Genomic DNA, 26,796 nt, shown 5'->3' with positions numbered 1-26,796 from the left:
TGCTTTAAACGATAGTCCAATACTAAAAAAACCCGTAAACATAATGCTTACGGGCTTTTTTTATATTAATAACAGTCCATCAGTAACTGGTTGTGGGACTGGTAATAGCTAACGCTTTTATTGTGGTATTGCTGACAGATATTTTCCAGCAATTCAAGGATATTCTGCTGCATCGACAGCGAACCGCAAAGCATGATAACACCGCCGTTCTTTAAAGTTGTGGCTACAAATTCTGCATCGCGGGCCAGCAGGTCTTTTACATACTGCTTCTCCCCTTCACGGGAATAGGCTATGTGCAGTTGCTGCAACTGCTGCTCCGCTATATTTTTTTCAATTCCCGATCGGTATAAGGCAAAGGACGTTTCCCCACGGAAACCGCAGTATAAATGACAATCGGTATTATTGGTATTCTCATCGATCATGCCTAAAAACGGTGCAATACCCGTTCCGTTGGAGATCATAATAACGGTATTGGCTTTACGGGGAAAATGAAAATGTTCGTTGCGTACAATACTCGCATTAAAAGTCGCTCCGGGTTCTAACTGGTATAAATAACCGGAACCCAAACCGTTTTGATGCAGCTTTACGCTCAATTGCACTTCGTTATTTACTTTCCCGATAGAGTATTGTCTTTCGCGGTGATCGTTTGCCGGATAAATAGCCAGTAAATCACCCGAGGTGAATTTTACTTTGCGCTGAAAACGCAATCGGATAAAAAAGGCACCGTCTGTATGGGTAACCGCTGTTTTGTCAATAACCGTAAGTTTCTCGGTACGCTTTGGTTTTGTCTGGAACTGCTCCGGTGACCATTCAAAAGGCATAGCCAATTTCTGTGCCCAGAGTGTCGCCCATTGGCGGAATTCCTCCGGCGATTTATCGTTAACCGTATGTATTTCCAGGAACGGTGCTGCCCATTTTTGTAAAGACAGGGCATTGTTTGCTTCAAAGGCAAACTGGCAAAAATCCGGATAGGCATGCGAACCGAAACCAACTACCGAAAACTGTACCGGCTGCTGCTGTGGTTTGCTTTCCAGCAATTTTATAAACCGGGAAGCATTTGTAGGTGCATTCCCCAAGCCGTAAGTTGCGGTAATCACAATCAGGTGTTCCGCTTTTGGGAAAACCGTATAATTGTTCAGTTCCGTTATATGGGATTTCTTTCCGTTTTTAAGCAGCTGCTGGTGTATCGCATTTGCAAAACGGAATGTACTTCCGTTTTCTGATCCGACCAACAGGATGTATTCACTTTCTTCTTTTTTGTATTTGTTTTTCACGCGATTGCCACGGCGTTTTAACGTAATGACAAACCCGGAATAAATAAAGAAAAGAATGTTTGCCGCTGCGATTGCCAATACCACTGCCCAGATGCCACTGGCACGCCCGGTATGCAGCGTAAGGCTCAGATTGGTCAGTACGGTTGTCCGGGAATACGGAATCTCACTCAGTATATCGCCGGTAATCTGGTTGACCACAACTTCGCGGTCTTTTAGTTTCAGCGTATAATAATCCTCCGTATCTTCCGAAAAAGGAAACTCAATGTGCTCCACTTCCGAAAGCAGGGTATTTTTAAAAATGGAAAAATCAGCAAGCTTTTGCTCCGGTTCCGTTTTTATCGCATCAAAATCAATCTCATGACTGATCTTTTGCTCCGGAAACAGTTCAAAGCGAACCAGCGACAAATAGGTTCCTGTAAGCGTAATAATCAGTATCGGGATCAGGGACAAACGCCCCAGCACCACGTGGTAATACTGTGCAAAATCTTCTCTGATAATTTTGGTAAAGAACCGTTTAAGCCCACGCTGGCGCTGTATAACCAGTACGGTACCCGAAGTAGCGATCAGCAGCAGCAAAAAGGCGGTTATACCAATAATAATTCTTCCGGTTTCATGCAGAAAAAGGGAGCGGTGTAAAGTCGTTACCCATTGGAAAAAAGCATTTTTTTCGGCTACTTTTCCAATGGCCTTTCCGGTTTTCGGGTCAACGTATATTTCGGCATTTTTACCGTTATCGTCTATCACTTTGGCAATGACAAACTGATTCGCATCCACCGTTACATCGGTTATCTCTGAATGGGATTTTTTTAAAGCGGGTAACATTTCGGCAACCGTGATCTGGTTGAAATCCGTAGCGCGATAAGGCTGTATTTTTTGGGAAACCGGCTCGAATGCCAGTATGATTCCGGTAACGGAAGCCAGTAGTATAAAGAGAAAAGAAGATACAGCCAGGGTTAAGTGGCTGTATCTCCAGATTGAAATGGTCATATTTCTTTTGATTAATTCGGACTAAGACGTACGTAACGGATATAGCCGGTACCGTCATTTTTGCCGGAAACATTTTCCGTGGTAAGCGGGAATTCGATGTCTTTCACTTTGTATTCCTGGTTCTCTACAGCCGTTTCAAATCGCAAGCTGTAACCGGAATTAATTTTGGAATCTTCCAGTTCCAGTACCGTTACGCTGCGTTCTCCTCCGGAAAGGGAAGCACCTGTAATAGCACTGATGTTACTCGGTTTTTTAGAGTGGAATTTATACCATTCTTTAATATCCTTATACCATTTTTTATCGGATCCCATCACATAAAGTGTTTTTTCATAGGCACCTTTCGGGTCAATCAGCGACACAACAATATAGGCACCTTCACCCGGATAGTTGGTCATCTGAACCATACATTTGTATTTTGTAGAACCGCCTTTCTGCGCCATCATGTTCATTCCGGAGCAAAGTGTCAGCGCCAGTACCAATACTATTTTATAAAGGTTTTTCATTTTTTTATTTTAAAAAGTCAATTGCAATCTTGTTTTTTGTAAGCGCTTCATTTTCGGAAGCTAAATCATAAGCCGTTTCTTTAAACTCGGTAACCGCATCTTTTTTAGCACCCAAAGCCATCAGGTGTTTTAAAATAGCCGCATCCTGAGCCGTCATGGCTGCCTTGTGTAAAGCGGTCATTCCTTCTTTATTTTTAGCATTAACATCCACTTTGTAACGCTCTACTAATTTAATTAAAGATAAATCATTTTTAGCTACAGCCAGATGGTATAATGTATTTCCGTTCTTTTGCGGTGTCGCTACCTTAAATCCTTTTTCTTCCAGTGCTTTCAGTTTTGCTTCAAAAGCTTCTGCTTTTTGTGGATTGTACGACTGGATCAAATAGTAAGCCAGGTTGTCTCCGTTAGCATCGGCAACGTTTACATCGGCACCTTTCTGAATTAACAAACGTACCACTTCCGGTGTGTTGCTGCGAACGGCTAAAGCCAAAGCAGATATTCCTTTTTTATTAACCTGGTTGATATTTTTTACGGACGCTGCCAATAGATTAATTACCGCTACATCACTGTTTGCCATAGCTGCATTCATAAAGGCTGTTGTTCCGTCATGGTCTGCCTGGTTGATATCAACACCTTTTTCAATAAAATATTTGATGATGTCTTCCTGTTTGTCTTTACGAACAATGGCATGCAACGCGTTTTGTCCGTTTTTCGAAACAGCCGTAGGTTTGATTTTTAAGCTTTCCAGATACTGGTATAATTCCAGTGTATTGGCAGTACTTCTCGTTCCCTGGCTGGCAAAGATCATGGCATTATCGTTAAAAGTAACCCCTTTTTCAAGTAAGCGTTTTAAAGTTGTAATGTTTCCGGTTCTCGCCGCATAGTTAAAAGCTGTATTCCCGTTTGCATCGGTACTTTTAATATCCAGTCCTTTTCCGATAAAGTAGTTAATCAACGTAAAATCTTTATCGTGTGGTGCGATCAGCAATAAAGCATTCGCGCCATCATGGTCCAGATCCTTTTTAAGATTTGCTCCGTTTTTAAGTGCCAGGTCATATACTTTGGTATTGGACTGACCGTTTGCTGCTGCAAAATTCAGGTATGTATACCCGTGATCGTCCAGTACATTGGTTTTGGCACCTCTGGCTAAAAGGTATTCCATTAAATCTGTATTCCCTCTGTAAGCCGCCCAGAAAATATAGGTACGACCGTCATGCGTCAGCTTGTTAACATCATTTCCTTTTTGTTCCAACAGGAATTTTACGGCATCGTTTGCAGCATCCTCAATTATTGCAAAAACAACCGGATCGAAAGCATTGGTATTAAGCTGTGAAGGGTTGCTCCCTTTTGCTATTTCCGCTTTTATCTGCGTTACATCCGGATTTTTCTTCCAGTACGATCTTTCCAGGAAAACATTATTCTGGGCCTGTAAGGTGAATGATGCGAACGTTATCGAAGCGATAAAGAGCTGTTTCATTGTTATATTCATGACTATTTGATTTAGCATATTTATGGATTACGCCGATTAAAAGCAAAGCAAAGTAAAATCGTACGGTCGGGCAAAATTAATAAGAATGATTCTAAATAAAAAACTAAATCCCAAATAAATGTTGCGATTTAACGTTCCGGTGGTTCTCCGCAAAACATTGTTGTTTTCACGGCATTCCATAAAAAAAGTGCCTACCTGGTTACAGATAGGCACTTTACATTTACAAAGTTATGTCAGACCTGATAAATGTTCCTTTATTTCCCTGCTAATTTACTATTGAGCAGCAATTTGATCATTTGATTGAATTTTTGAAGGCTTTCTTCCGAGAAGGCTCCGTCGCCATCGTATATTGCCTTACGAATTAACGGAACGCTGTACGGCAGCGTCCAGGCGCGCAGTGATTTCGCCACCGCGTCCATATTGTTGATGCCCTGCACCGCATGACCACCTTCTGCCCAGCAAACCAAACCGATGGTTTTATCGGTTAAATACGGACTGTGCTCTTTGGCACTTACTTCCAGCCAGTCAAGACAGTTTTTCATTACTCCGGTCATCCCGCCATGATACAGCGGTGTCAGCCAGATATGCACATCGGCATTGCGAAACGTATTGGCCATTAGTTCCACCGACTTCGGTACGCCGCTAATCGTAACATCAAAAAGCGGAATCCCCGAATCGGGTAAATTAAACACCGTTACTCCGGCTCCGTTAGCTTCGAAACTTTCTTTAAAATAATCCGCTATTTTATGTGAGGTGGCAGTGGTTCTGCGTTCCAATGCGCCGTTAAATATCAATACATTCATTTGTTTTTACTTTTAATTAATATTTCCGGATCACTTTCGGTAATCCGGGTTCTCCGTACATAAGGCTGGCAACCTTACCGGCTAATACATTCGTTGCTGTGATATAAAGCGCTTCCGGTATGTGTTCGCTTGCCCTGAAAGCCACCTTTTCTCCTTCATATCCGGTTAAATCGGCCTGTAACAGCCTGTTTTCCCATAGTTTTATATGATGTTCCTTTTCCGAACCAAATATTACCGAAAAGGCATACGGCTTAAGCCTTGCCGCAACAAGCATATATACCCATTGCGGTACTATGGCATCAACAGAACAGTAAACCGAAACCGCTTTTCCCTGATATGCTTCCCAATCGATTGCTTCCATCTCAATGCGGAATTCTTTTTCGATCAGCACCAGCTCCTGAAACAGATAGTTTTTGATATCAAAATCAGCAAAAACCACATCCGGTTGGTACTGCAATAAATCCAATCGCAGAATACCTGATGCCGTTACTTTATTTACAATTGTTTTATCCGACATGATTTGCGCACATTTAAAGTACTAATTTTTTGTTTGTGATACAAAATTATTAATTTTGCCTAATAAACCAAATAATCACTTTGTTTATTATGGAAATAAAATTGCCGGATAATGAAAAAGCCTTGTGGATCCTGAAAACTCAGGGTTCCCTTCCTTTGAATATAGTAGCAAAAGAACTAAATGTCACCACAGAAGGTGCCCGTTTTCAAATGCTGCGATTAGCCGGTGAAGGTTTGGTTGCCGCCACTACCGAATCGAAAGGAAGAGGCAGGCCGCAGCAAATCTGGGCGTTAACCGCTTCCGGTCACGGACGTTTCCCGGACAGGCATGCCGAACTAACGGTAAAATTAATTCAGAAAACAAAGGAAATACTGGGTGAAAGCGCCCTCGATGCCGTTATTGAAGCCTATGGCAAAGAAAGCCGGAGCAAATATCTGCATGCCGTGGAAGGTATCAACGAGCTGGAAGACCGGATCAGGATACTGGCACAGATTCGCAACAGTGAAGGTTATATGGCCGGTTACACACAGGAGGAAGGCGGTTTTATACTATTCGAAAACCATTGCCCCATTTGCGCTGCCGCCACAATATGCCAGGGATTCTGCAAATCGGAACTGGAAACCTTCCGGGCCATACTCGGCGATACCGTAACGGTTACCCGTATCGATCATGTATTAAGCGGTGCCCAGCGATGTGCGTATAAAATCACCCTATAAATACTTCCGGTTCCCTTAACAAAGCGTTTTTAAGGCAGCTGCCTTCAATATGATTCCCTGCACTTTAGCGCCGTTATTTTTTTAATACTTTGGTTTACAATTTATTAGTCTTTTTAGCTTACCTTTAATACTAATTAATATTTAGTGACCATGTATTCAGCAGAAATAATCCCGGTTCAAAAGGTACTCACCTTATATTTTGAAGGTATATTTGATGGTGATGTGCAAAAACTGAAAGCAATATTTCACCCCAATGCCATGCTGTTTGGTGACATTGAAGGTCACGTGTTCTATAAATCCTTAGACGATTATTTGGTAACCGTTAAAAACAGAAGAAGTCCGAGCGAATTAGAAGAAAAATTCGAAATGGAAATCATTGGTATAGAGATCATCGGCAATAATGCCATTGCGAAGCTCCATGTCCCGATGCTGGGATACAATTATTACGATTTTCTGTCGCTCTCCAAGATCAACAACGAATGGTTAATTGTCAATAAATTATACACCCATGTAAAACAGTGACAAACGTTTTAAACAATTATAAAAAACCTGCCCGATTATCGGAGCAGGTTTTTTATTGTAAAATGATTTCGAATTATTTAATGATCAATTTCTGAACAGTAGCTACATTTCCGGTTGTAATACCAATAAAATACAGTCCTTTTTCCAATCCGGAAATATCCCGCTTTGGCCTCCCAGAATAACCGGGGTCTGTACCGTTAAATCGAAAACTTCACTGTTACAGACCGATAAATCAGGCCGCTGATGGGCTACCTGCGAAAAACCGGGCATAAAAAAACTGCATACGAATACTAAAAAAAGTAGTTATTACTTCATAAATTACTGATTAAAAGCACGATAAATACAATTATTTTACAATTATCAAAGAAGTTATTTACATCCCAATATCATAATCACAGTCTTTTAACAATTACCCCGTTCCCAATCTTTAAAACAGTACTAAAACAATAAAATCGTATCTTTGCCGAAAATACAGACTTTATGACCACTTTTGAGCAATTCAATCTTCCAAAATCCCTGCAAAAAGCTATAGACGATTTAGGGTTAACAACACCTACTCCTATTCAGGAAAAATCTTTCCCGGTGATTATGTCAGGACGTGATATGATGGGAATTGCCCAAACCGGTACCGGTAAAACGTTTGCCTATTTACTTCCGATCTTAAAACAATGGAAGTTTTCGCCAACGCATACCCCTAAAGTAGTCATCATTGTTCCTACCCGTGAATTAGTAGTTCAGGTAGCCGAAGAAGTCGAAAAACTAACCCGGTACATGTCGGTTCGGGTTTTGGGTGTTTACGGAGGTGTAAACATCAATACCCAGAAAAAAGCCGTTTATGAAGGAATTGATTTCCTGGTAGCCACTCCGGGACGTTTAATGGACCTGGCTTTAGACAATGTGGTTCGTTTTGACGAAATGCAAAAACTGGTTATTGATGAATTTGATGAGATCCTGAATTTAGGATTCCGCTTCCAGATTACATCCATTCTGGCGATGATGAAACCCAAACGTCAAAATATCCTGTTCTCGGCAACCATGACCGAAGAAGTGGATGAACTTTTGGACGATTATTTTGATTTCCCGGAAGAAGTATCGCTGGCACAATCCGGAACACCTCTGGAAAAGATTAAACAATTAGCTTACCATGTGCCGAACTTCCTGACGAAAGTTAACCTTTTAAAGCATTTACTAACTGCCGATGAAAGCCTGGAACGCATCCTGGTTTTTGTGAATAATAAAAGAGTAGCCGATATTTTAATGGAACATCTGGAAGAAGATTTCCCGGAACAATTTGGCGTTATTCACTCCAATAAATCCCAGAACTATCGTTTGAACACGATGGCAAAATTCCAGAAAGGCGAATTACGCGGTATTGTCACTACCGATATTATGGCGCGTGGATTGGATATTTCCGATATTACCCACGTGATCAACATGCAGTTTTCGGAAGTTCCCGAACAATATATCCACAGAATCGGTCGTACCGGACGTGCAGACAAAGATGGTATTGCCATTAGCATCATCGCGCCGAAAGAAGAAGAATTCCAGGTGGAAGCCGAATTATTAATGGAGCAGGAACTGGAAATGTTACCGATTCCGGAAGGCATAAAAATTGAAGAGAAAAAACTGGAATTTGAAAAAGAGCAGCAAAAAGTCAAATTCCTGATGAAAAAGGTGAAGCTTGACGGCGGTGGCGCTTTTCATGAAAAAACAGATAAAAACAAAAAAGTAAATCTTGGTGGTCCCGGAAAACGTACTCCGCGAAAAACCAAACCAAGAAACCGCGGGGTGGAAAAAACCAGAGCGGCCAAAAAGAAAAAGAAATAAGCTATCTGTATAGCTTATTTTTTTAAAATTTAATAACGAAAACTTAAATCAACCTGTAACTACTGTCGAAAACTAAAAAGTAATTACTATTTTTGACAAACATTAAAATAAAATGCAATTCAAACATCCTGAAATTCTGTATTTCCTCTTTCTATTGGTAATACCAATTCTGGTTCATTTGTTTCAATTGCGTCGTTTTAAGAAAGAATACTTCACAAATGTACGTTTCCTAAAAGAACTCAGCATACAAACCCGTAAAAGCTCCCAACTGAAAAAGTGGCTTTTATTGTGTACCCGTTTGTTACTGCTCGCCTGTTTGGTACTGGCTTTTGCTCAGCCTTATTTTGATGCCAAAGACGCTAAAAATACCGGAAATGAAATCATTATCATACTCGATAATTCTTTTTCCATGCAGGTAAAAGGAAACCGGGGTGAACTCTTAAAAAGAGCCGTTCAGGATCTTTTGGAAAACACATCCGACAACCAGCGTTTTTCGCTCGTTACCAATACCGAAGCTTTCTGGGATACCGATATTAAATCCATCCAGAAAGAACTGCAGACATTACCGTACAGTTCCACACCGTTCCAGCTGGACTTTTTACTAAGTAAAGTGGCCGCTAAAAAACACAACGTTCCGAAAGACATTGTGGTAATCACCGATGCGATTGCACAGGATGCAAAAAGTGCGGACAAACTGGATGATAAAACACCCGCCTATTTTATCATTCCAAAAGCGGAAAACAAAACCAACGTTAGCATTGATAAGGTTTCAATAAGCCAGCATCTGGATAACTTTTATGAAATTAAAGTAGACGTAACCGCTTACGGTAACTATGAAAACGAATTACCGATGGCTGTTTATAACGGAAAAAACCTGACAGCTAAAACGGTTGTAAAATTTGATACTACTCAAAAATCGGTTCACTTTACACTGCCTAAAAAGGATTTTCACGGGTATGTTGCCATTGAAGACAACAGTCTGAACTATGACAACACCTATTATTTCAGCATTTCCAAACCGGAAAAATCGAATGTGATCGCTATAGGCGAAAATGCTAAAAATGCATTCCTGTCCCGAATTTATACTGCAGATGAGTTTAATTACAAAAGCGAGGAACTGAACAGTGTAGATTACAACGCACTGGACAAACAGGATGCCATTATCCTGAACGAACTAAAAGACATTCCGCAGTCGTTGCAAACCACCTTAAAAGCTTTTTACGATAAAGGCGGTAATATTGTCCTGATTCCTGCTGCTGACGGTTCGGCACAAAACCTGACCACTTTCTTAGGGAATTTCGGAGGACTGAAAATGAATCCGCTGCAAACGACTGAAAAACAAATTACCAAAATCGCTTTCAGCCATCCGCTATACCAAACTGTTTTTGAAAAGAAAACCGATAATTTCCAATACCCGAAAGTTAACAGCTCTTTCGGACTGGGCGGGAATCCGGCAGCGATACTCAGCTATGACGACCAGACACCGTTCCTGGGTTCGCAGACCAACAAAATAGGAACCCTGTACCTGTTTAGCGCTCCTATCAACAAAACAAACAGTAATTTCCAGAATTCCCCGCTGATTGTGCCTACTTTTTACAATATGGCACAAAACAATCAGAAATCCGGTATTACGGAATTTACCATCGGCGACAATAAAAGCATGATCCTGGATGTTTTATTATCCAAGGACGAAGTGGTAACCGTACAGAATGAAACTTCGGATTTTATCCCGATGCAGCAAATCCTGAACAATAAAATAAAACTGTCCTTTGGCGACTATCCGGAACAATCGGGCAATTACAGCCTGACCAAAAACAAAACGGTTTTAAAAAATATCAGCTTTAATCATGCCCGTACCGAAAGTGATCTGAGCTTACAAAACGACAACTTATTCGATAAATATACCAAAGTGGATTCTATTGCTACTGTTTTTAACGATATCCATTCGACAAGAACAGCCAGTGAAGCCTGGAAGTATTTTATCATCGCAACACTACTATTTTTATTATTAGAACTACTGATCCAAAAATTCGTAAAATGAATGTAATTCTTAAACACGCAACAATTATCGATACCGAAAGTCCGTTTCACAATCAGACGGCGGACATTAAAATTATTGACGGAATTATAAAAACGATCGGACAGAATCTGTCCAATGAAGAAAACGCAACGATAATCGAACGGGATAATCTTCATGTTTCCCAAGGCTGGTTTGACAGCTCTGTTTCCCTGGGAGAACCGGGTTATGAAGAAAGAGAAACCATTGCCAACGGACTTCAGGTTGCCGCAAAAAGCGGATTTACCAATATTGCCTTACAACCGAACGCCGCTCCTGTTATCGATAACCAGACAGAAGTGAGCTTCGTACTTCATAAATCCGGAAAAGCGGCTACACAGCTGCATCCGATTGGTGCGTTAACCAAAAACAGCGAAGGTAAAGACCTGGCAGAATTGTTTGACATGACCAATGCCGGAGCCGTTGCTTTTGGCGATTATAACAAAAGTCTTGACAATGCCAACCTGTTAAAGATAGGCTTACAATATGTACAGGATTTCGACGGACTGGTGATCACCTATTGCCAGGATGAAAAAATAAAAGGGAACGGTGTTGTTCACGAAGGGATTGCCAGTACCAAACTGGGATTAAAAGGAATTCCGGGACTTGCCGAAGAAATTCAGATTGCCCGCAACCTGTTTCTTTTGGAATATACCGGAGGAAAACTGCATATCCCGACAATATCTACGGCAAAATCCGTAACTTTAATCAGAGAAGCAAAAGCCAAAGGATTAAACGTTACCTGCAGCGTAGCGGTACACCATCTGGTTTTAACCGATGAAACCTTAAACAATTTCGATACCCGCTATAAAGTAACGCCGCCTTTGCGTGATGAGAACGAAAGAAAAGCGCTTATCGCCGGCGTACTGGACGGAACGATCGACATAATAACAACCGATCACAATCCGCTCGATATCGAACATAAAAAAATGGAATTTGACAATGCCAAAAACGGAACCATCGGACTGGAAAGTGCTTTTGGAGCCTTACTAACCGTATTGCCGGCGGATGTTATCGTCGCAAAACTGACAGCCGGAAAAAGCATTTTCAAGATCGAAAAACAAGCGATTAAAGAAGGCAACAAAGCTTCAATAAGTTTGTTTAACACCGAAGGCAGCTGGGAATTTTCGAAAGAAGACATTCTTTCCAAATCAAAAAATTCCGCATTCTTAGGTCAGCCTATGAAAGGAAAAGCCTATGGTATTTACAATCAGGGAATTTTAATTTTAAACGAATAAGCTATGAACAATACTGTCGAACAAGGTAAAACAACCGCGATTATTGGCTATATCACAATAATTGGAACCATTATTGCCATTTTTATGAATATGGAAACGAAAAACCCGTTTGCCGGTTTTCATATCCGCCAGGCCTTTGGCATTCATCTTTCATTTTATGTTTTGGCTTATTTTGTGGGTTATGCCGACAGTTGGATGGTTTCTTCTGCTTTCTTCATTTTCTTCTTTGTACTATGGGCTTACGGATTGGTTGGCGCTTTACAGAACGAAATGAAAACAATCCCTATTCTTGGGGAATATTTCCAAAAATGGTTTAAAAATTTAGCATAAAATGAATTTATCCTTATTTCATCTCGTTAGAGAACCCAAAATAAAATCAGATAAAAATCCGTTGCTGCTGCTGCTTCATGGTTATGGCAGTAATGAAGAGGATCTGTTCTCTTTTGCATCCGAATTGCCGGAAGAATATTTCGTGGTTTCCGCCCGTGCACCACACCCAATGCCGCCTTATGGCAACGCCTGGTACAGCATTCATTTTGATGCGGATGCGAACAAGTTTTCAGACGATGAAGAAGCGGTGGAATCCCGCGAGCTGATCGTTACCTTTATTGATGAATTACTGGAAAATTACCCGATAGATAAAGATAAGATTACGTTAATCGGTTTTAGCCAGGGTGCTATTTTAAGTTATGCAGCAGCCTTGTCTAACCCGGAAAAGATACAGCGCGTAGTGGCTTTGAGCGGTTATGTGAATCCGGATATTATTGCTCCCGATTTTCAGACTAAAGCGATCTCCAGGCTGAAATTTTTTATTTCACACGGAACGGTCGATCAGGTTATTCCTGTGGACTGGGCCCGGAAAGCTCCGGAATTCTTAAAAGCACTCGGACTGGATGTTGTTTATAAAGAATATCCTGTGGGACATGGTGTTGCACCGCAGAATTTTTACGATTTCAAAACCTGGTTACAACAATAATAAAAAAGCCCTGAAAATTTCAGGGCTTTTTTATTGCGTATTTATTATTGCTCCGGATTATCACTTCCGGTTACCGCTTTTTCTTCTGTCAATGCGCCTTTGTATTTCATCACACCGTTTACTTTCAGCGATAAGCCGCCATCGGTTTCCAGTGTCCACTCGCCACCATGATACGGTTTCCCTTCTTTCTCTCTGGTCATAATAACCGATTCCTTTTTTTCCGGCAAGAACAATTCGGCTCTGTCCCCGTCTTTTTCAAAAGTTACAAAACTGCTGATGATCGGTTCTTCAATTTCTTCTTCGGTATCCACCGGGGTTTCTTTTACCGGATTCATGCGAAATCCTTCTTCAAAGACACGGATACAGTCTTTTTTAAGAATGGACCATCTGTAACCGGCAGACCCCACACATCCGTGTTCGTCTTTATCGGTTCCTAATACCATTTGTTTGGGGTTTACAACCACCTCATCTTCGCTGTCATGCTTTTTCATAATGAGATCACACGAAACGAAAAAGAAGCTGAATGCAATTAATGGGATTATCTTTTTCATTTATAATTTTTTTTCGTCCTGAAAATAGTTGGGTCAACTGCTTTAAACCGCCTCTCCTTTCAAAGTTGCGAAAGCAGAAACAATGCAGTTATAAAAATATAAAATAATTGTTTTATTTTACCGTATTCGAAAACAAAATTGCATCGATTCTTTCAAAATCTGTAGGCTTGTCTTCGTTGTGAAAATACTTTAACAGTACTTCTCCCCGCACCGCACCGCTATAAAAGTCGGCTATAATCCAACGGTGATTCAGGATTTTTATTTTACTGATGATAAACTTTTTTCCGTCAATCGGTTCATACGGAATCATGGCATTTCCGGTTTTGGCATCGTTTAAAGTAACCAGATCCTCTTTTACCTTAGCCGCAACTTTCATCACATCATAACGGGAAAAATACTCCTGTGCATCATCGTCATATTCCAATGAGAAATAATCACTGTCGTTTTTTTCAACAAGAATCGTATTAATGGAATCGCGTACTTTATCGATTCTTAACTTGGCAGTATCCAGTTCTTTCTGCTGCGTTTTCAATATCTTATTGGAATTCATGTATTGAAAAACATTAAACAATAAGGATAAAATAAAGAGATAGAGTATTGCTTTTTTCATAGTATTAAATTGTAATTTCTAAATTATCGTAAGCCAAAAATACATTTTTCGGCAGTTTTTCCTGTACTTCTCCGTGAAATCCCATATGATGGCTGATGTGGGTCAGATAGGCACGTTCCGGCTGAATATGGCTGATAAACGCCAGAGCTTCTTCCAGATTAAAATGGGAAATGTGCGGTTCCACCCGTAGGGCATTCACCACAAGCACCTTTACTCCTTTGAGTTTTTCCACTTCTGCAGCGTCAATGGTTTTCACATCGGTCAGATAGGCAAAATCGTCTATGCGGTAACCAAATACCTGCAAGTCGCCATGCCATACATTTATCGGGATCACCGTTTTACCGCCCAGAACAAAAGCCGCATCGTTTTTCACTTCGCTAACAGCCACCGAAGGCGCGCCGGGATAGCGGTTCTCGGTCTCGAAAATATAGTCAAATCGTCTTTTAAGGCTTGCTATCACCCGTTCGTGTGCATATACAGGCATGGGACCCTGCCGGAAATTATAAGGCCGGATATCGTCCAGACCGGCTGTATGATCGGCGTGTTCATGCGTAAACAGTATCCCGTCCAGCTTAGCACATTTAGCCGTGAGCATCTGCTGCCTGAAATCCGGTCCGCAATCAATTACAACATTATGATCTTCCCAACGCATTAAAACGGATACCCGCAATCGTTTATCTCTCGGATCATCACTCAGACAAACGGGATGATCGCTTCCGATAATAGGGATTCCCTGTGAAGTTCCTGTTCCCAAAAAATATACTTTCAAAGTGGTCTTCTTTTTTACAAAAATAAGAATCTGTCTCCTAAATCCCTATACAATAAAGCTAATAAAAACGAACAAATAATAGTTTAGAAACGATTTGAATACCATTTAACCACTGACGCCCTTTCCCGTTTCCGCAAAAGCCTTAATTCCTTATGACCGGAAGAAATTACCGGAGAACGGAAACCGGCAGATAAAACACGTTACAAGCTCCCCGATCCCTTTTTCAAAGAACCAATGTTAGCCTGAGCGCCTTTTTAGCATTGCTTTCCATCAATAGTCATCAGCTTTTTTAAGACCTCTTCCCAATATCAGACAGCATTTTTTACACCTGAATCGAAAAAAACAAAAACAGACACTGTAATTTATCTCTTTACAAAATAAGTGCAAATCGCACCAGTTATAAAATTAAAAAACTACAAATAAATCCAACAAAAAACACAAATATATCACTCAAAACCATTGTTTTACATTATTTCACAACAGACCATCTACCATAGATTGCAGTACCTGATTTACAATACGGAAGCTACACTTTCTTTATTTTTAAACATAATTTAAACATTATCAAAACATTAAAAACAAACCACATTACTTGCATATCAATTGTTTTTTAATAATTTCGCAAAGCTGAGAAAAAATAATACTAACCTTTAACCAATGTCAATGAAAAAAGTTTTACTAGGACTAATTGCGATTACACTACTTACTTTGGGTAGCTGTGACAAAAAAGATTGGAATGAAGATCAAAACAGCCAATCCAAAACAAACACCACATTTGGTCAGCGGCTTCCGGACGGCTCAACACAGCTTGAGAATCCATATTCCGTAACAAACATGCTCAGAGCATACGCCGATCTGTTAACAGAAGGAGATATTGACCGTGCAAAAGAAATGTCCGGCATTACAACCACTCACTATTACGTAAAATTCATGCCGCAAAATGAGGACATGATGGATCTGTTAAAGCAGGACAGTACTATTGTAATGTACACTTTCCCGCTTGATGTTGCTTTCCCGGAAGGATACGATTTAGATTCTTACCGCGATGAAGGCGTTGCAGAGGACCAGCCGGGTTATCGCTATGCTTCCATTCCGGTGAACAAACCGATGCCGGAAGTGGAACACCAGATCCTGGATGAGCTTTTTATCCCGGATGAAGAAAAAATCGCCGATATCAAAGAAGGAAATCCGCCAACACCGGTAGTATTACACGGAATAACGCCCGAAGAACTTGTAGAACGTTCTTTAGTATTAACCGGTAACGATCATGAAGAAGAAAATGCCGGAGTTGCTGCACGAAGCAGCTGGAGACCGGCAGGACGAATCACGATGTATGACGACAAATTAGGAACCATTGGTGTTGAAGGACTAAAAGTATGTGCCAGAAGATGGTTCACTACACATACCGGTTTTGTAGACGCAAACGGTTACTACAGCTGCGACGGAACATTCAAACGTCCGGCAAATTACAGCTACGACTACGAAAGATATGATTTCCAGATCCGCAAAGGATGGTTGTTTTCTACAGCTAAATTAGACGGTCCTAAAAAAACCGGAAACTGGGATGTTCACCACGTAGCAACCAGCATTCACAGCTACTATTCAACGATATTCCGCGCTGCTCATCATTACTACTACAAAAATATTTTAGGCTTAAGAAGACCGCCGCAAAACGGTTTCTGGAAAACACAGCTAAAAATCAAAGCGGTAAATGAAACCAACAGCGATTATGACGGAAACGCATCACCGGCAAGACGATTTTTAGGACTGGGCAGCCATATCCATATCTTTAATCCTCAAAATCCAAGATACCGTACTTACGCAACAACCATACACGAACTGGGGCACGCTTCGCACTGGAGCATGAGCAGCGGCAGCAACTTTAAAAATTCGGATAAGATTGTTGTGGAAACATGGGCACGAGGTGTTGAATGGAGCCTTACCCGAATGGTGTACACCGATTATGAATCATCCTACAACAGATTACGTTATACCGGAATGGTACAGGATGCCATTGACGGATTCAAAACAAGAAGCTGCACCTGGTATTTTACCGATGCAAATCCCTGGAATGTTTTACCAAAATCGTATCAGGACAAAGTTTCCGGATATACCATCAGACAAATTGAAGATGCTTTACAAAACCAGAAAACCTGGGATGCCTGGAAAAACAGTATCATAACGAAATTTAACAATCCAACAGAAAGCAATCTTGAAGCTACTTTTAGTTTCTGGAACATGCAATAACAATACCGTTCCCTCCTGTTTATAAAAATCCGGGAGAACCCTAAAGTAAGAAAATGAGAAACCGGTCAGTTATATCACTTTTACTGTTGTTGATTATCATGTTTTCAGTGATCTTTTGCAGTAAAATAGTAGACGAAACTTTTATTGAAAAATACACGTATATCAACAAAAGCGGACATGATATCACGATAAAAAGTTATAAATCGGCCAAAGAATACACCTTTCCGTTAGCAAAGGAAAATTCTCTGACGCAGCAAATAAATCTTATGTTCGGAAGTGCCAGCGATATCATTAGTTTATCCGATTCCGTGACAATAATCTTTGACAACAAAAAGATTCAGCACTTCACCACAAATACCACGAGCATACGAAATTTTCTGAATCCTAAAAATTTCATTTTATTACTGGAAACAAAAAACAGCAGGGAATACAAATTTATCTTTATCGAAGAAGATTACAATAATGCTGTTGATTTACAGCAGCATAACAAATAACACTTTCAATGCCGGTTTTAAACCGGCATTGTTTTTTACAGCTCTCTATCAAACAATTAAAGCACAACCGCCCTGCTTCAATTGGCATTTTTTGCTTTTTACTTTATTAAAATAGAATCATTCTCTTTTATTAGACTGCCTATTTTGCTAACTTTGCAACATTATGGCACTTATGAAAAACTCAGATAACGAAATTACTTTAAAAGGAGACCGGGAGATTGAACACATCCCCGCTCTAAAAGAAAAAGCTCTCCGCATTAACCTCAACAAAAACATTTACGGAACCTTTGCTGAAATTGGCGCCGGACAGGAAACAGTAAGGCATTTTTTCAGAGCCGGTGGTTCTTCCGGAACAATTGCAAAAGCAATGTCGGCTTATGACAAGGATTTTAGTGATGCTATTTACGGAGTGGAAGATGACGGCCGCTATGTTACTGAAAGCAGGTTAAAAAAAATGCTTTCTCACGAGATAAGACTTGTAGAAGAACGCTTAAAAAGAGACAAACATCCCAGCAAAATGTTCTTCAGTTATGCAAATACTGTAGCAACAATTGATTTTGCCAAACAATACAAAGGACACGGATGGGTTGGTATTAAATACCAGCTGGACCCGGAAGAAGATTATAACGAAATCATACTGCACATCCGTTTTAAGGAAACAGATCCGAGACTGCAACAGGAAACCCTGGGTATTTTAGGTGTTAACCTTATTTACGGAGCGTATTATAAACACAATGATCCTAAAAAATTATTGCGTTACCTGTACGATCACCTGGACAAAGACCAGCTGGAAATTGACACCATCAATTTCTCCGGTCCGCGTTTTAAAGATGTCGACAACCGTTTAATGAGCTTACAATTAGTAAAAAACGGAATGACCGATGCGGTGATGTTTGGTCCAGACGGAAACAACATCCTGCCGGCTTCGATACTTTACCGTAAAAACATCCTGGCACTACGCGGAAGTTTCCGCCCGGTAACCAAAGTAAATATGGACATGTACCAGAAGTCCTATGAAATGTTCCTGGAAGAGAAAAAAGTAGACAAAGAAAATGCGATGGTTATTTTCGAAATCACTTTATCCAACCTGTTATCCGAAGGGGAAATTGACGAACGTGACTTTATGGACCGTGCCGAACTGCTTTGTTCGCTAGGACAAACGGTTATGATCTCCAATTTCCAGGAATATTATAAAGTAGTGGAATATTTCTCTGAGTATTCCAAAGCAAGAATGGGACTGGCTATGGGTGTGAGCAACCTGATCGATATTTTTGATGAGAAATATTACCGTCATTTAAGTGGTGGTATACTGGAAGCCTTCGGTAAATTATTCTACCGTGACTTAAAAGTATTCCTGTATCCTATGGAAGATGAAGACGGAAACATTGTTACCTCTCAAAACCTGAAAGTACATCCGCGTATGAAAGAACTGTACAAGTTCTTTGCCTATAACGGAAAAGTGGTGGACATCACTGATTTTGATAAAGAACACTTAAAGATCTTCTCCCGTGAAGTTTTAAAAATGATTCATGACGGGCAGCAGGGATGGGAAGAAATGCTTCCGGAAGGTATTGCCGAACTGATTAAAGTGAATCACTTGTTTGGCTGCGGCGAACAAAAACAACTGGAAGAAGAAACCTCCAATTAAGATAAATACCTATAAAAAAAGCCGGAAATTCCGGCTTTTTTTATGTCTTATTTTAAGATCTGACTGGCATGTGCTTTGGTTTTTACTTCCGAAATCACCTCGTCAATAATTCCGTTTTCATCAATTACAAAAGTGGTACGGTGAATCCCGTCATACTCTCTACCCATAAACTTTTTAGGTCCCCACACGCCAAAAGCCTGGATAACCGATTTGTCTTCATCTGCCAGTAACGGAAAAGGAAAACTATATTTTTCTTTGAATTTACCCTGCGCTTTGGCACTATCGGCACTCACACCCAGCAATTCATAATTGTTTGCCTGAAAACGCTCAAAATTATCTCTCAGATCACAGGCTTCGGCCGTACATCCCGGAGTATTTGCTTTCGGATAAAAGAACACTACTAATTTTTTCCCTTTATAGTCTGCCAGAGTATGTGTTTTTCCATCCTGATCAACTCCCGAAAAATTAGGAGCCTTATCGCCTTTTTTTAATGTTGTCATCGCCGTATATTTGTTTTTATAAAAGTAGGCAAAAATGACCAAAGAAGATAAAATCACATTTGTTATAAATACGTTAAATGAAATATATCCCGAAATCCCGGTTCCGTTAGATCATAAAGATCCCTACACCTTGTTAATAGCGGTTTTGCTTTCGGCACAATGTACCGATGTACGGGTAAACCAGATCACACCTTTATTGTTTGCCAAGGCCGACAATCCTTATGATATGGTAAAAATGAGTGTGGAAGAAATCAAGGAGATCATCAGACCATGCGGATTATCACCCATGAAATCAAAAGGGATACACGGTTTGTCGCAGATCCTGATTGACAAGCACAACGGCGAAGTACCACAGGATTTTGCCGCGCTGGAAGAGCTGCCTGCCGTTGGGCACAAAACAGCCAGTGTGGTTATGTCGCAGGCATTTGGCGTTCCGGCTTTCCCAGTAGATACCCACATTCACCGACTGATGTACCGCTGGAATTTATCGAATGGAAAAAATGTACAGCAAACCGAAAAGGACGCCAAACGCATTTTCCCGCGTGAATTATGGAACGACCTGCATTTACAGATCATCTGGTACGGCAGGGAATATTCTCCGGCAAGAGGATGGAGCCTGGAAAAAGATATTATCACCCAGACCATCGGAAGGAAATCGGTTATAGACGAGTATTATAAAAAGAGTCCGAAAACCGCTAAATAAAAAACATCCCGATACTATGTACCGGGATGTTCCTTAATTAGCAAGATTTTCAAACGTCAAATCACCTACTTTAACAATACTCAATGCTTTAGAATAACTGAGTAAAAAACTTATAGTTTCTTTTTTAGGTAACATAGTTTGACTTGCTTTTTTTTTCTTAGAGTAAAGTTTTGCCATATTAGTGCTTTAATTATACTAATATAACGCATCTTTATATATAATATTGTTTAGTTCGTTAAAATAATTTGATTTTTCTCGATCACTTTTCTCAGGTTCATCAACGCATAACGCATTCTTCCCAAAGCTGTATTGATACTCACTCCGGTTAAATCGGCGATTTCTTTAAAGCTAAGGTCCTGATACATACGCATTACCAGTACTTCTTTCTGATCCTCAGGAAGTTCCTCGATTAAACGCTGTAAATCCACTTCTACCTGCTCACTGATAATCCGGTTTTCCACATTCGGACTGTTGTCGGTCATGATAGAAAAAATAGAAAACTCTTCCGTTTCTCTGTGATAAGGCATTTTTTTCGATTTTCTGAAATAATCGACAATCAAATTATGCGAAATGCGCATCACCCAGGGTAAAAACTTACCTTCTTCGTTATAGTTTTTTGTTTTTAATGTTTTTATTACCTTAATAAAGGTATCCTGAAATATATCCTCCGTAATTTCACGATCCATTACTTTAGAATAAATAAAACCATAAATTTTTGATTGATGTCTCTCAATTAGTGTAGCCAAAGCAGTTTCATCTCCACCTACATAATTTTTCACCAAGACAGCGTCTGGAAGTACAACATTAGCCATAACAATACCTTTTAGTTTTTGGTTTGGATTTTCGAAAAAATGTTTTCTAAAAAGTATTTTTATCCTATAGGCAAATGTTAAATTAGATTTAATGTTAAGCCAAATATAACATAATATTTTGTTACATAGCAACACAATTTTAAAAATTAACATATTTTCATACAATAATTTCCTGTTTTTAGTATCAAAAATGCAGGCCGAATCCCGCGAAACCGGCTCTTTAAAAAGGAATAACTTTTTTATCAGAATCTTTAGCAATAAGAAAAACAAAAATTTTCTTTTTGACTATCTTTGCATTCCATTGATTTTTTGCTATGAAAACGGATATCACAACACTCGAGCCCAAAAAGAATATTATCATAAAAGGGGCTCAACTACACAATTTAAAGAACATCGATGTCGCTATTCCGCGAAATAAATTAGTGGTTGTGACCGGTCTTTCGGGATCGGGAAAATCGAGCCTGGCTTTCGATACGTTATATGCCGAAGGACAGCGCCGTTATGTGGAGAGTTTGTCCTCCTATGCCCGACAGTTTTTAGGCAGGCTGGACAAGCCGAAAGTAGAATATATCAAAGGTATTGCTCCGGCTATTGCCATTGAGCAGAAAGTAAATACCACCAATGCCCGCTCTACCGTGGGAACTTCTACCGAAATTTACGATTACCTGAAATTACTATATGCCCGGATCGGGAAAACCATTTCTCCGGTTTCCGGCCGTGAAGTAAAAAAAGATACCGTAACGGATGTAATTGACCAGGTTCAGCAATTTGAACCGGACAGCAAATGGTTGCTGCTCGCGCCTATTCACCTGGAAGACGGCAGAAAACTGGAAGACAAGTTAAAGGTGCTGCTGCAACAGGGTTTTGCCCGTGTTTTAGTCGATAACCAAATGGTGCGTCTGGATGAGATCGAACAGCATACGCTGGATAATAAAGATGTTTTATTAATCATTGACAGGATTGTTGTAAAAGAAGATGAAGAATTTTACAACCGCCTTGCCGATGCCGCCCAGACTGCTTTTTATGAAGGTAAGGGGGAATGTTATTTACAGGAAATAAATAGCGAGAAACGCATCGTGTTCAGCAACAGCTTCGAAATGGACGGGATTACCTTCCTGGAGCCGAATGTTCATTTGTTCAGTTTTAACAATCCTTACGGAGCCTGCCCGAAATGTGAAGGTTACGGAAACGTGATTGGTATTGATGAAGAGCTGGTTATTCCCAACACAGCACTGTCTGTATATGAAAATGCCGTTTATCCGTGGCGTGGTGAAAGCATGAGCTGGTACCGCGATCAATTGGTAAACAGTGCTTATAAATTTGATTTCCCGATACACAAACCTTTCTTTGAATTAACAGATGCTCAAAAAGCACTGATCTGGAAAGGGAATAAATTCTTTACCGGACTGGATGATTTTTTCCAGGAACTGGAAGAGAAAAATTATAAAATCCAGAACCGCGTGATGCTGTCGCGTTACCGCGGAAAAACGAAATGTAATGTTTGTAAAGGAAAGCGTCTGCGCCCGGAAGCAAATTATGTTTTTGTGGGCGGAAAAACCATTTCCGACCTGGTTGATCTGCCAATTAAAAACCTGATCGATTTTTTTAAAGCGCTTACCTTATCTGAATATGATGAAAAAGTAGCCAAACGTCTTTTGATTGAGATCAACAATCGTTTGCGCTTTCTGGATGAAGTAGGATTAAGCTATTTAACGTTAAACCGTAATTCGGCAACACTTTCCGGAGGAGAATCGCAGCGTATCAATCTGGCCACTTCTTTGGGAAGCAGCCTTGTAGGATCCATGTATATCCTGGATGAACCGAGTATCGGTTTGCACCCCAAAGACACCGAACGCCTGATAACCGTATTGGAAAACCTGCGCAATTTAGGGAATACCGTAATTGTTGTGGAACACGATGAGGATATCATGAAAGCTGCCGATATGATCATTGATATCGGACCGGAAGCCGGAACTTTGGGTGGTGATCTTGTTGCTCAGGGAACTTATGAGGAGATCCTGAAAGCAGATTCACTTACCGCCAAATACCTGAACGGCACCATGGAAATTGAAGTTCCTAAAAAAAGAAGGAAGTTCAAAAATCATATTGACATTATCGGTGCCCGTGAAAACAATTTAAAAAACATCAACGTTACTTTCCCTCTGGAATGCCTTACGGTTATTACCGGAGTTTCCGGAAGCGGAAAAAGTACTTTGGTTAAAAAGATACTGTTTCCTGCCATGCAGAAGCAGCTGGAAGGCGTTGGCGAAAAAGCCGGGCAATTCACCGAAATGAAAGGCAGTTATTCCCATATCAAGCATATTGAATATGTGGACCAGAACCCGATTGGCCGTAGTTCGCGTTCCAATCCGGTGACCTATATCAAGGCGTATGACGATATCCGCGATTTGTTCTCCAAACAGCATCTTTCTAAAATGAGAGGCTATCAGCCGAAACATTTCTCTTTTAATGTCGATGGTGGACGTTGTGAAACCTGTAAAGGGGAAGGCTCCGTTACGATCGAAATGCAGTTCATGGCCGATGTTCACCTGGAATGTGAAACCTGCAACGGAAAACGTTTTAAAAAGGAAATACTGGAAGTTAATTTCGAGAATAAAAATATCGACGATGTGCTGACCCTGACCATTGACGATGCGATTGCTTTTTTCAATTTGCACGGTCAGACCAAAATCACCCAGAAATTACAACCGCTTCAGGATGTTGGTTTGGGATATGTACAATTGGGACAATCCTCTTCTACCCTGTCCGGTGGTGAGGCACAACGTATAAAACTGGCTTCTTTCCTGGTAAAAGGCGTTACAAAAGACAAGGCATTGTTTGTTTTTGACGAACCGACAACCGGTCTGCATTTTCACGATATCAAAAAGTTACTGGCTTCTTTCGAGGCATTAATCGAAAAAGGGCATTCCATTATTGTTATCGAACACAATCTGGATTTAATTAAATGTGCCGATTATATTATTGATATCGGCCCTGAAGGCGGTGAAAACGGCGGCCAGTTAATGGCTTTCGGTACACCGGAGGAAGTTTCCAAAAACAAAGCTTCCATTACCGGAAAATATTTAAAAGACAAGCTATAATAAAAAAGCCCTTCCTGATATCGGGAAGGGCTTTTTGTTTAATCGAATATGTGTTTTTCCAGTGTTTTCCACTTTTCCTTAATGTTTATTCTCGGTTTGCGGCAAAGGTATAACGGAATGTTGTTTTCTTCTGCACAATTTGAAAAACCAAACTGTAGCAATCCTGCTATACAACGAGTTGTTACTCTATTATAATTTTCTTTGAGATCCAGTGCCCTTCTGCTTCCAGCACACCCATATAAATTCCTTTGCTCAATGTACCTACATTTACTGTTTCCAGCAATTTTGCATCGTTTACTTTATGATTCAAAACCTGCTTTCCGTTGATATCCAAAATCGAAAAAGTATAATGACTTGCTTCTAATTTCCCTTTGTTGATGGTTAGCAGATCTTTTACCGGATTTGGAAAGAAACTCACATTAAAAGTATTGTCAAAATCCTCTCTGCTCAGGATGGCTGATGTGGTTGCTTTGGCAAAATGCAGGGTTGCTCCGGTAGCAGCTTTGGCTACATTAAATACATATACCGGATCCATATTAACCAGTAAGTCATTTACGGTATGGGCAAAAGTGGTCTCGTTTGTTTCAAAAAAACCGGTAATTACCTCGCCATTCGACTGGAAAGGCATATAATCGGAGGCATAGGCATAGGATAATTTTGTCTGTAACGGCGAATACAGCTGCACGCACTGGATCAGTTCGTTGGTAATGGTATTTGAGGCAGCGTTATTTGCTGTCGGGCTGGACGTGTCGCGTTCGCAGGTAATTGTATTGTTCACCTTTCCGGCTACTCCACCCACTTCGTCAATGTTGAATACCATTTTAATATTCATTTTCGGGGTCGTTCCGTTCACTACCGTACTCACATAGTGCTGGCTTCCTCTCAGACCGTCTTCTTCCCCGCTGAAGTTGATGAATTTAATGGAGTATTCTGTGGGGATATTTTCCAGTAAACGGGCAATTTCAAGGATACTTACCGTTCCGCTGCCGTTGTCGTTCGTTCCGGTTCCGGTAATCGTATCATAATGTCCACAAACAATCACATAGGTATTCGGATAAAGCGTTCCGATCTTGGTTACGATCAGGTTTTTACAGGTCGCTCCCGAATAGGTAAATGTGTCTTCCGTGAGCTGGCTGGCCGTATAACCATAGCTCAGGTATTTGTTTTTCAGCCATTCCAGCGTGTTAGCCTGCGCAGCAGTTCCCCTGTATTTGACGCCCAGGTTTTCAAACTCGGTCAGATTCGTTAAAATCCCCGATTGGGAACTCTGGTTCACAATATTCGCATAGGCTTGTACAAATGTCTGGGCCTGGGTTGTATGCGCGTACATTGCTGCGAATAGTGATACCACTAAACTTTTCGTTAAGATTTTCATTTTTTAGTTAGTTATTTTTAGTATTGTTGGGTTATTCCGATAAATCGGCAAACGAATATACTACTTTTTAATCCTTTCACCCATTTGTTCTTTTAAATTATTTGGGCAAATCATTTTCTTACGTCATTTTTAACATTCCCGAAAGCTACTGTTATCCAGACAGATAGTTATTATTTTAATTCTTATTGGGCACACCGCCGTCCTCTGTAATTTTTTTTGGCACGCAAATTGGAATTACCTAAACAACGAACATCTTTTTAAAAACAGATTTCGTGAAGTGGAACCGAAAAACGTATAGAGTAGGAAACTATTAAATTATTGTATTATGAAAAAATTTACACTTTTAGTAGCCAGTATGTTCCTGGTAGGAAGTATGGCTAATGCGTCAGAAAACCCTGTTTTTTCTGACAACAATGGTAGCGGACCGCGTTATGGCATTGACTATCGAAATGCGGAACCGATTATGTTTATGGAAAGAGGCATTGCGTTTTATATATTCCCGAACGGTGAATTTGATTTCAACACCCAGCCTGCAGAAACCGTGGTGTACACCCGAACAAGACGTGGCGGTGTCAATGCAACCTATGGCGCTCCGGCAACCCGTGGTAATGTCCGCGGTTACTATACGCCCAACTATGGTGTGCGTATCGAGCACGATAATTTCGGAAGAGTGAAACGCGTAGGTAATGTTTTTATCAACTACGATAGCGCTAACCGCGTTAAAAGAGTGGGAACAGTATATATGAGCTATAACAGTTTTGCCTTGTCACAGGTAGGTGGCTTGCGTATTTTTTACAACCGCAGAGGGCAGATTATCGACATCAGCGGTTTTGTGAACAATGCGTCTCAAAATTATACTTATGCTCCTTATAGCAATGGCGGTTATTCGGTTTATGACAATGATGATTATGACAATAACAACTACGGCTCAGGTACCGGCAGCAATGACGATGATTACTATTATTATAAAGCCGATGGTACCAAAGCGAAGATGAGCAATGAAGACATCAAAACGATAAAAGACAGTAAAAAATAATTTTAAGTGTAGTTAGTTTAAAATTTTGGTTGGTTAGTTTGA

General features: G+C 40.4%; 26 protein-coding genes. 13 read left to right on the top strand and 13 right to left on the bottom strand.

The genetic code is table 11. The annotated features are described in order from the left end of the window. Nucleotides 1-65: 65 nt before the first annotated feature. The 5 genes from B3394_RS16865 to B3394_RS16845 all read right to left on the bottom strand — a co-directional run bounded on the left by B3394_RS16865 (nucleotide 66) and on the right by B3394_RS16845 (nucleotide 5,573). Nucleotides 66-2,261 (bottom strand): PepSY domain-containing protein, encoded by a 2,196-nt coding sequence (locus B3394_RS16865; protein ID WP_286927594.1) that lies wholly within the window; start codon nucleotides 2,259-2,261, stop codon nucleotides 66-68. 11 nt (nucleotides 2,262-2,272) lie between these two features. After that, nucleotides 2,273-2,764: a DUF2271 domain-containing protein gene (locus tag B3394_RS16860; protein WP_177733808.1), complete on the bottom strand. Its 492-nt coding sequence runs from the start codon at nucleotides 2,762-2,764 to the stop codon at nucleotides 2,273-2,275. 4 nt (nucleotides 2,765-2,768) lie between these two features. Further along, complete coding sequence (locus tag B3394_RS16855; RefSeq protein WP_286927593.1) at nucleotides 2,769-4,253, bottom strand: ankyrin repeat domain-containing protein; 1,485 nt, start codon at nucleotides 4,251-4,253, stop codon at nucleotides 2,769-2,771. Between the two features lie 254 nt (nucleotides 4,254-4,507). Then, a complete protein-coding gene (locus B3394_RS16850) occupies nucleotides 4,508-5,056 on the bottom strand; it encodes an NADPH-dependent FMN reductase (RefSeq protein ID WP_177733807.1) in 549 nt (182 codons plus the stop codon). A gap of 16 nt (nucleotides 5,057-5,072) precedes the next feature. Beyond that, entirely contained in the window at nucleotides 5,073-5,573 is a 501-nt protein-coding gene (locus tag B3394_RS16845; RefSeq protein ID WP_286927592.1) for a DUF2480 family protein, read from the bottom strand. 89 nt (nucleotides 5,574-5,662) lie between these two features. On the opposite strand from B3394_RS16845, the gene B3394_RS16840 reads away from it, so the two are divergent. Both B3394_RS16840 and B3394_RS16835 read left to right on the top strand, forming a co-directional pair. Beyond that, on the top strand, nucleotides 5,663-6,289 hold the full coding sequence (locus B3394_RS16840; protein ID WP_286927591.1) for a helix-turn-helix transcriptional regulator: 627 nt from the start codon (nucleotides 5,663-5,665) through the stop codon (nucleotides 6,287-6,289). 150 nt (nucleotides 6,290-6,439) lie between these two features. Continuing rightward, a complete protein-coding gene (locus B3394_RS16835) occupies nucleotides 6,440-6,811 on the top strand; it encodes a nuclear transport factor 2 family protein (protein WP_177733804.1) in 372 nt (123 codons plus the stop codon). A gap of 73 nt (nucleotides 6,812-6,884) precedes the next feature. On the opposite strand, the gene B3394_RS18205 is transcribed toward B3394_RS16835, so the two are convergent. Next, nucleotides 6,885-6,968, bottom strand: coding sequence for a hypothetical protein (locus tag B3394_RS18205; protein WP_414654279.1), 84 nt, complete (start codon nucleotides 6,966-6,968; stop codon nucleotides 6,885-6,887). Between the two features lie 323 nt (nucleotides 6,969-7,291). Between B3394_RS18205 and B3394_RS16830 the strand changes: the two genes are divergently transcribed. From B3394_RS16830 to B3394_RS16810, 5 genes are all read left to right on the top strand, one after another. Next, complete coding sequence (locus B3394_RS16830; RefSeq protein ID WP_286927590.1) at nucleotides 7,292-8,638, top strand: DEAD/DEAH box helicase; 1,347 nt, start codon at nucleotides 7,292-7,294, stop codon at nucleotides 8,636-8,638. 112 nt (nucleotides 8,639-8,750) lie between these two features. Beyond that, the gene (locus B3394_RS16825) at nucleotides 8,751-10,679 is read left to right on the top strand and encodes a vWA domain-containing protein (protein ID WP_286927589.1); all 1,929 of its coding nucleotides are present in this window, start codon (nucleotides 8,751-8,753) and stop codon (nucleotides 10,677-10,679) included. Continuing rightward, nucleotides 10,676-11,932, top strand: a complete 1,257-nt coding sequence (locus B3394_RS16820) for a dihydroorotase (RefSeq protein WP_286927588.1) — start codon at nucleotides 10,676-10,678, stop codon at nucleotides 11,930-11,932. The genes B3394_RS16825 and B3394_RS16820 overlap by 4 nt, the downstream gene beginning before the upstream one ends. Before the next feature lie 3 nt (nucleotides 11,933-11,935). After that, nucleotides 11,936-12,262, top strand: coding sequence for a hypothetical protein (locus B3394_RS16815; protein WP_177733800.1), 327 nt, complete (start codon nucleotides 11,936-11,938; stop codon nucleotides 12,260-12,262). Nucleotide 12,263: 1 nt separating this feature from the next. Further along, nucleotides 12,264-12,908 (top strand): alpha/beta hydrolase, encoded by a 645-nt coding sequence (locus tag B3394_RS16810; protein ID WP_177733799.1) that lies wholly within the window; start codon nucleotides 12,264-12,266, stop codon nucleotides 12,906-12,908. A 44-nt stretch (nucleotides 12,909-12,952) separates the two neighbouring features. Here B3394_RS16810 and B3394_RS16805 read toward each other — a convergent pair whose 3' ends face one another. From B3394_RS16805 to B3394_RS16795, 3 genes are all read right to left on the bottom strand, one after another. Beyond that, the gene (locus B3394_RS16805; RefSeq protein WP_177733798.1) at nucleotides 12,953-13,459 is read right to left on the bottom strand and encodes a hypothetical protein; all 507 of its coding nucleotides are present in this window, start codon (nucleotides 13,457-13,459) and stop codon (nucleotides 12,953-12,955) included. Nucleotides 13,460-13,571: 112 nt separating this feature from the next. Then, entirely contained in the window at nucleotides 13,572-14,069 is a 498-nt protein-coding gene (locus B3394_RS16800; protein ID WP_177733797.1) for a hydrolase, read from the bottom strand. Nucleotides 14,070-14,073: 4 nt separating this feature from the next. Further along, on the bottom strand, nucleotides 14,074-14,838 hold the full coding sequence (locus B3394_RS16795) for an MBL fold metallo-hydrolase (protein ID WP_177733796.1): 765 nt from the start codon (nucleotides 14,836-14,838) through the stop codon (nucleotides 14,074-14,076). A 663-nt stretch (nucleotides 14,839-15,501) separates the two neighbouring features. Here B3394_RS16795 and B3394_RS16790 point away from each other — a divergent pair. The 3 genes from B3394_RS16790 to B3394_RS16780 all read left to right on the top strand — a co-directional run bounded on the left by B3394_RS16790 (nucleotide 15,502) and on the right by B3394_RS16780 (nucleotide 19,227). Continuing rightward, nucleotides 15,502-17,085, top strand: coding sequence for a hypothetical protein (locus B3394_RS16790; RefSeq protein WP_286927587.1), 1,584 nt, complete (start codon nucleotides 15,502-15,504; stop codon nucleotides 17,083-17,085). Nucleotides 17,086-17,138: 53 nt separating this feature from the next. Further along, on the top strand, nucleotides 17,139-17,579 hold the full coding sequence (locus B3394_RS16785; RefSeq protein ID WP_177733792.1) for a hypothetical protein: 441 nt from the start codon (nucleotides 17,139-17,141) through the stop codon (nucleotides 17,577-17,579). 172 nt (nucleotides 17,580-17,751) lie between these two features. Further along, nucleotides 17,752-19,227 (top strand): TonB-dependent receptor, encoded by a 1,476-nt coding sequence (locus tag B3394_RS16780; RefSeq protein WP_177733790.1) that lies wholly within the window; start codon nucleotides 17,752-17,754, stop codon nucleotides 19,225-19,227. Nucleotides 19,228-19,274: 47 nt separating this feature from the next. On the opposite strand, the gene bcp is transcribed toward B3394_RS16780, so the two are convergent. Continuing rightward, nucleotides 19,275-19,727 (bottom strand): thioredoxin-dependent thiol peroxidase, encoded by a 453-nt coding sequence (gene bcp / locus B3394_RS16775; RefSeq protein ID WP_273244624.1) that lies wholly within the window; start codon nucleotides 19,725-19,727, stop codon nucleotides 19,275-19,277. A gap of 34 nt (nucleotides 19,728-19,761) precedes the next feature. Here bcp and B3394_RS16770 point away from each other — a divergent pair, with 34 nt between their 5' ends. Beyond that, a complete protein-coding gene (locus B3394_RS16770) occupies nucleotides 19,762-20,430 on the top strand; it encodes an endonuclease III domain-containing protein (protein ID WP_177733786.1) in 669 nt (222 codons plus the stop codon). A gap of 33 nt (nucleotides 20,431-20,463) precedes the next feature. On the opposite strand, the gene B3394_RS16765 is transcribed toward B3394_RS16770, so the two are convergent. After that, nucleotides 20,464-20,607, bottom strand: a complete 144-nt coding sequence (locus tag B3394_RS16765) for a hypothetical protein (RefSeq protein WP_177733784.1) — start codon at nucleotides 20,605-20,607, stop codon at nucleotides 20,464-20,466. Nucleotides 20,608-20,657: 50 nt separating this feature from the next. After that, nucleotides 20,658-21,242: an RNA polymerase sigma factor gene (locus tag B3394_RS16760; protein WP_177733782.1), complete on the bottom strand. Its 585-nt coding sequence runs from the start codon at nucleotides 21,240-21,242 to the stop codon at nucleotides 20,658-20,660. A gap of 314 nt (nucleotides 21,243-21,556) precedes the next feature. On the opposite strand from B3394_RS16760, the gene uvrA reads away from it, so the two are divergent. After that, nucleotides 21,557-24,343: an excinuclease ABC subunit UvrA gene (gene uvrA / locus B3394_RS16755; protein WP_286927586.1), complete on the top strand. Its 2,787-nt coding sequence runs from the start codon at nucleotides 21,557-21,559 to the stop codon at nucleotides 24,341-24,343. A 181-nt stretch (nucleotides 24,344-24,524) separates the two neighbouring features. Here the strand turns inward: uvrA and B3394_RS16750 are convergent, their stop codons facing one another. Continuing rightward, complete coding sequence (locus B3394_RS16750) at nucleotides 24,525-25,718, bottom strand: M28 family peptidase (RefSeq protein WP_286927585.1); 1,194 nt, start codon at nucleotides 25,716-25,718, stop codon at nucleotides 24,525-24,527. A 325-nt stretch (nucleotides 25,719-26,043) separates the two neighbouring features. Between B3394_RS16750 and B3394_RS16745 the strand changes: the two genes are divergently transcribed. After that, the gene (locus tag B3394_RS16745; RefSeq protein WP_286927584.1) at nucleotides 26,044-26,754 is read left to right on the top strand and encodes a hypothetical protein; all 711 of its coding nucleotides are present in this window, start codon (nucleotides 26,044-26,046) and stop codon (nucleotides 26,752-26,754) included. Nucleotides 26,755-26,796: the final 42 nt, after the last annotated feature.

The organism is Flavobacterium sp. UBA4197, assembly GCF_002379575.1.
In the GTDB taxonomy this organism is placed as follows: domain Bacteria; phylum Bacteroidota; class Bacteroidia; order Flavobacteriales; family Flavobacteriaceae; genus Flavobacterium; species Flavobacterium inviolabile.
This window is presented reverse-complemented; position numbering and strand designations above follow the sequence as displayed.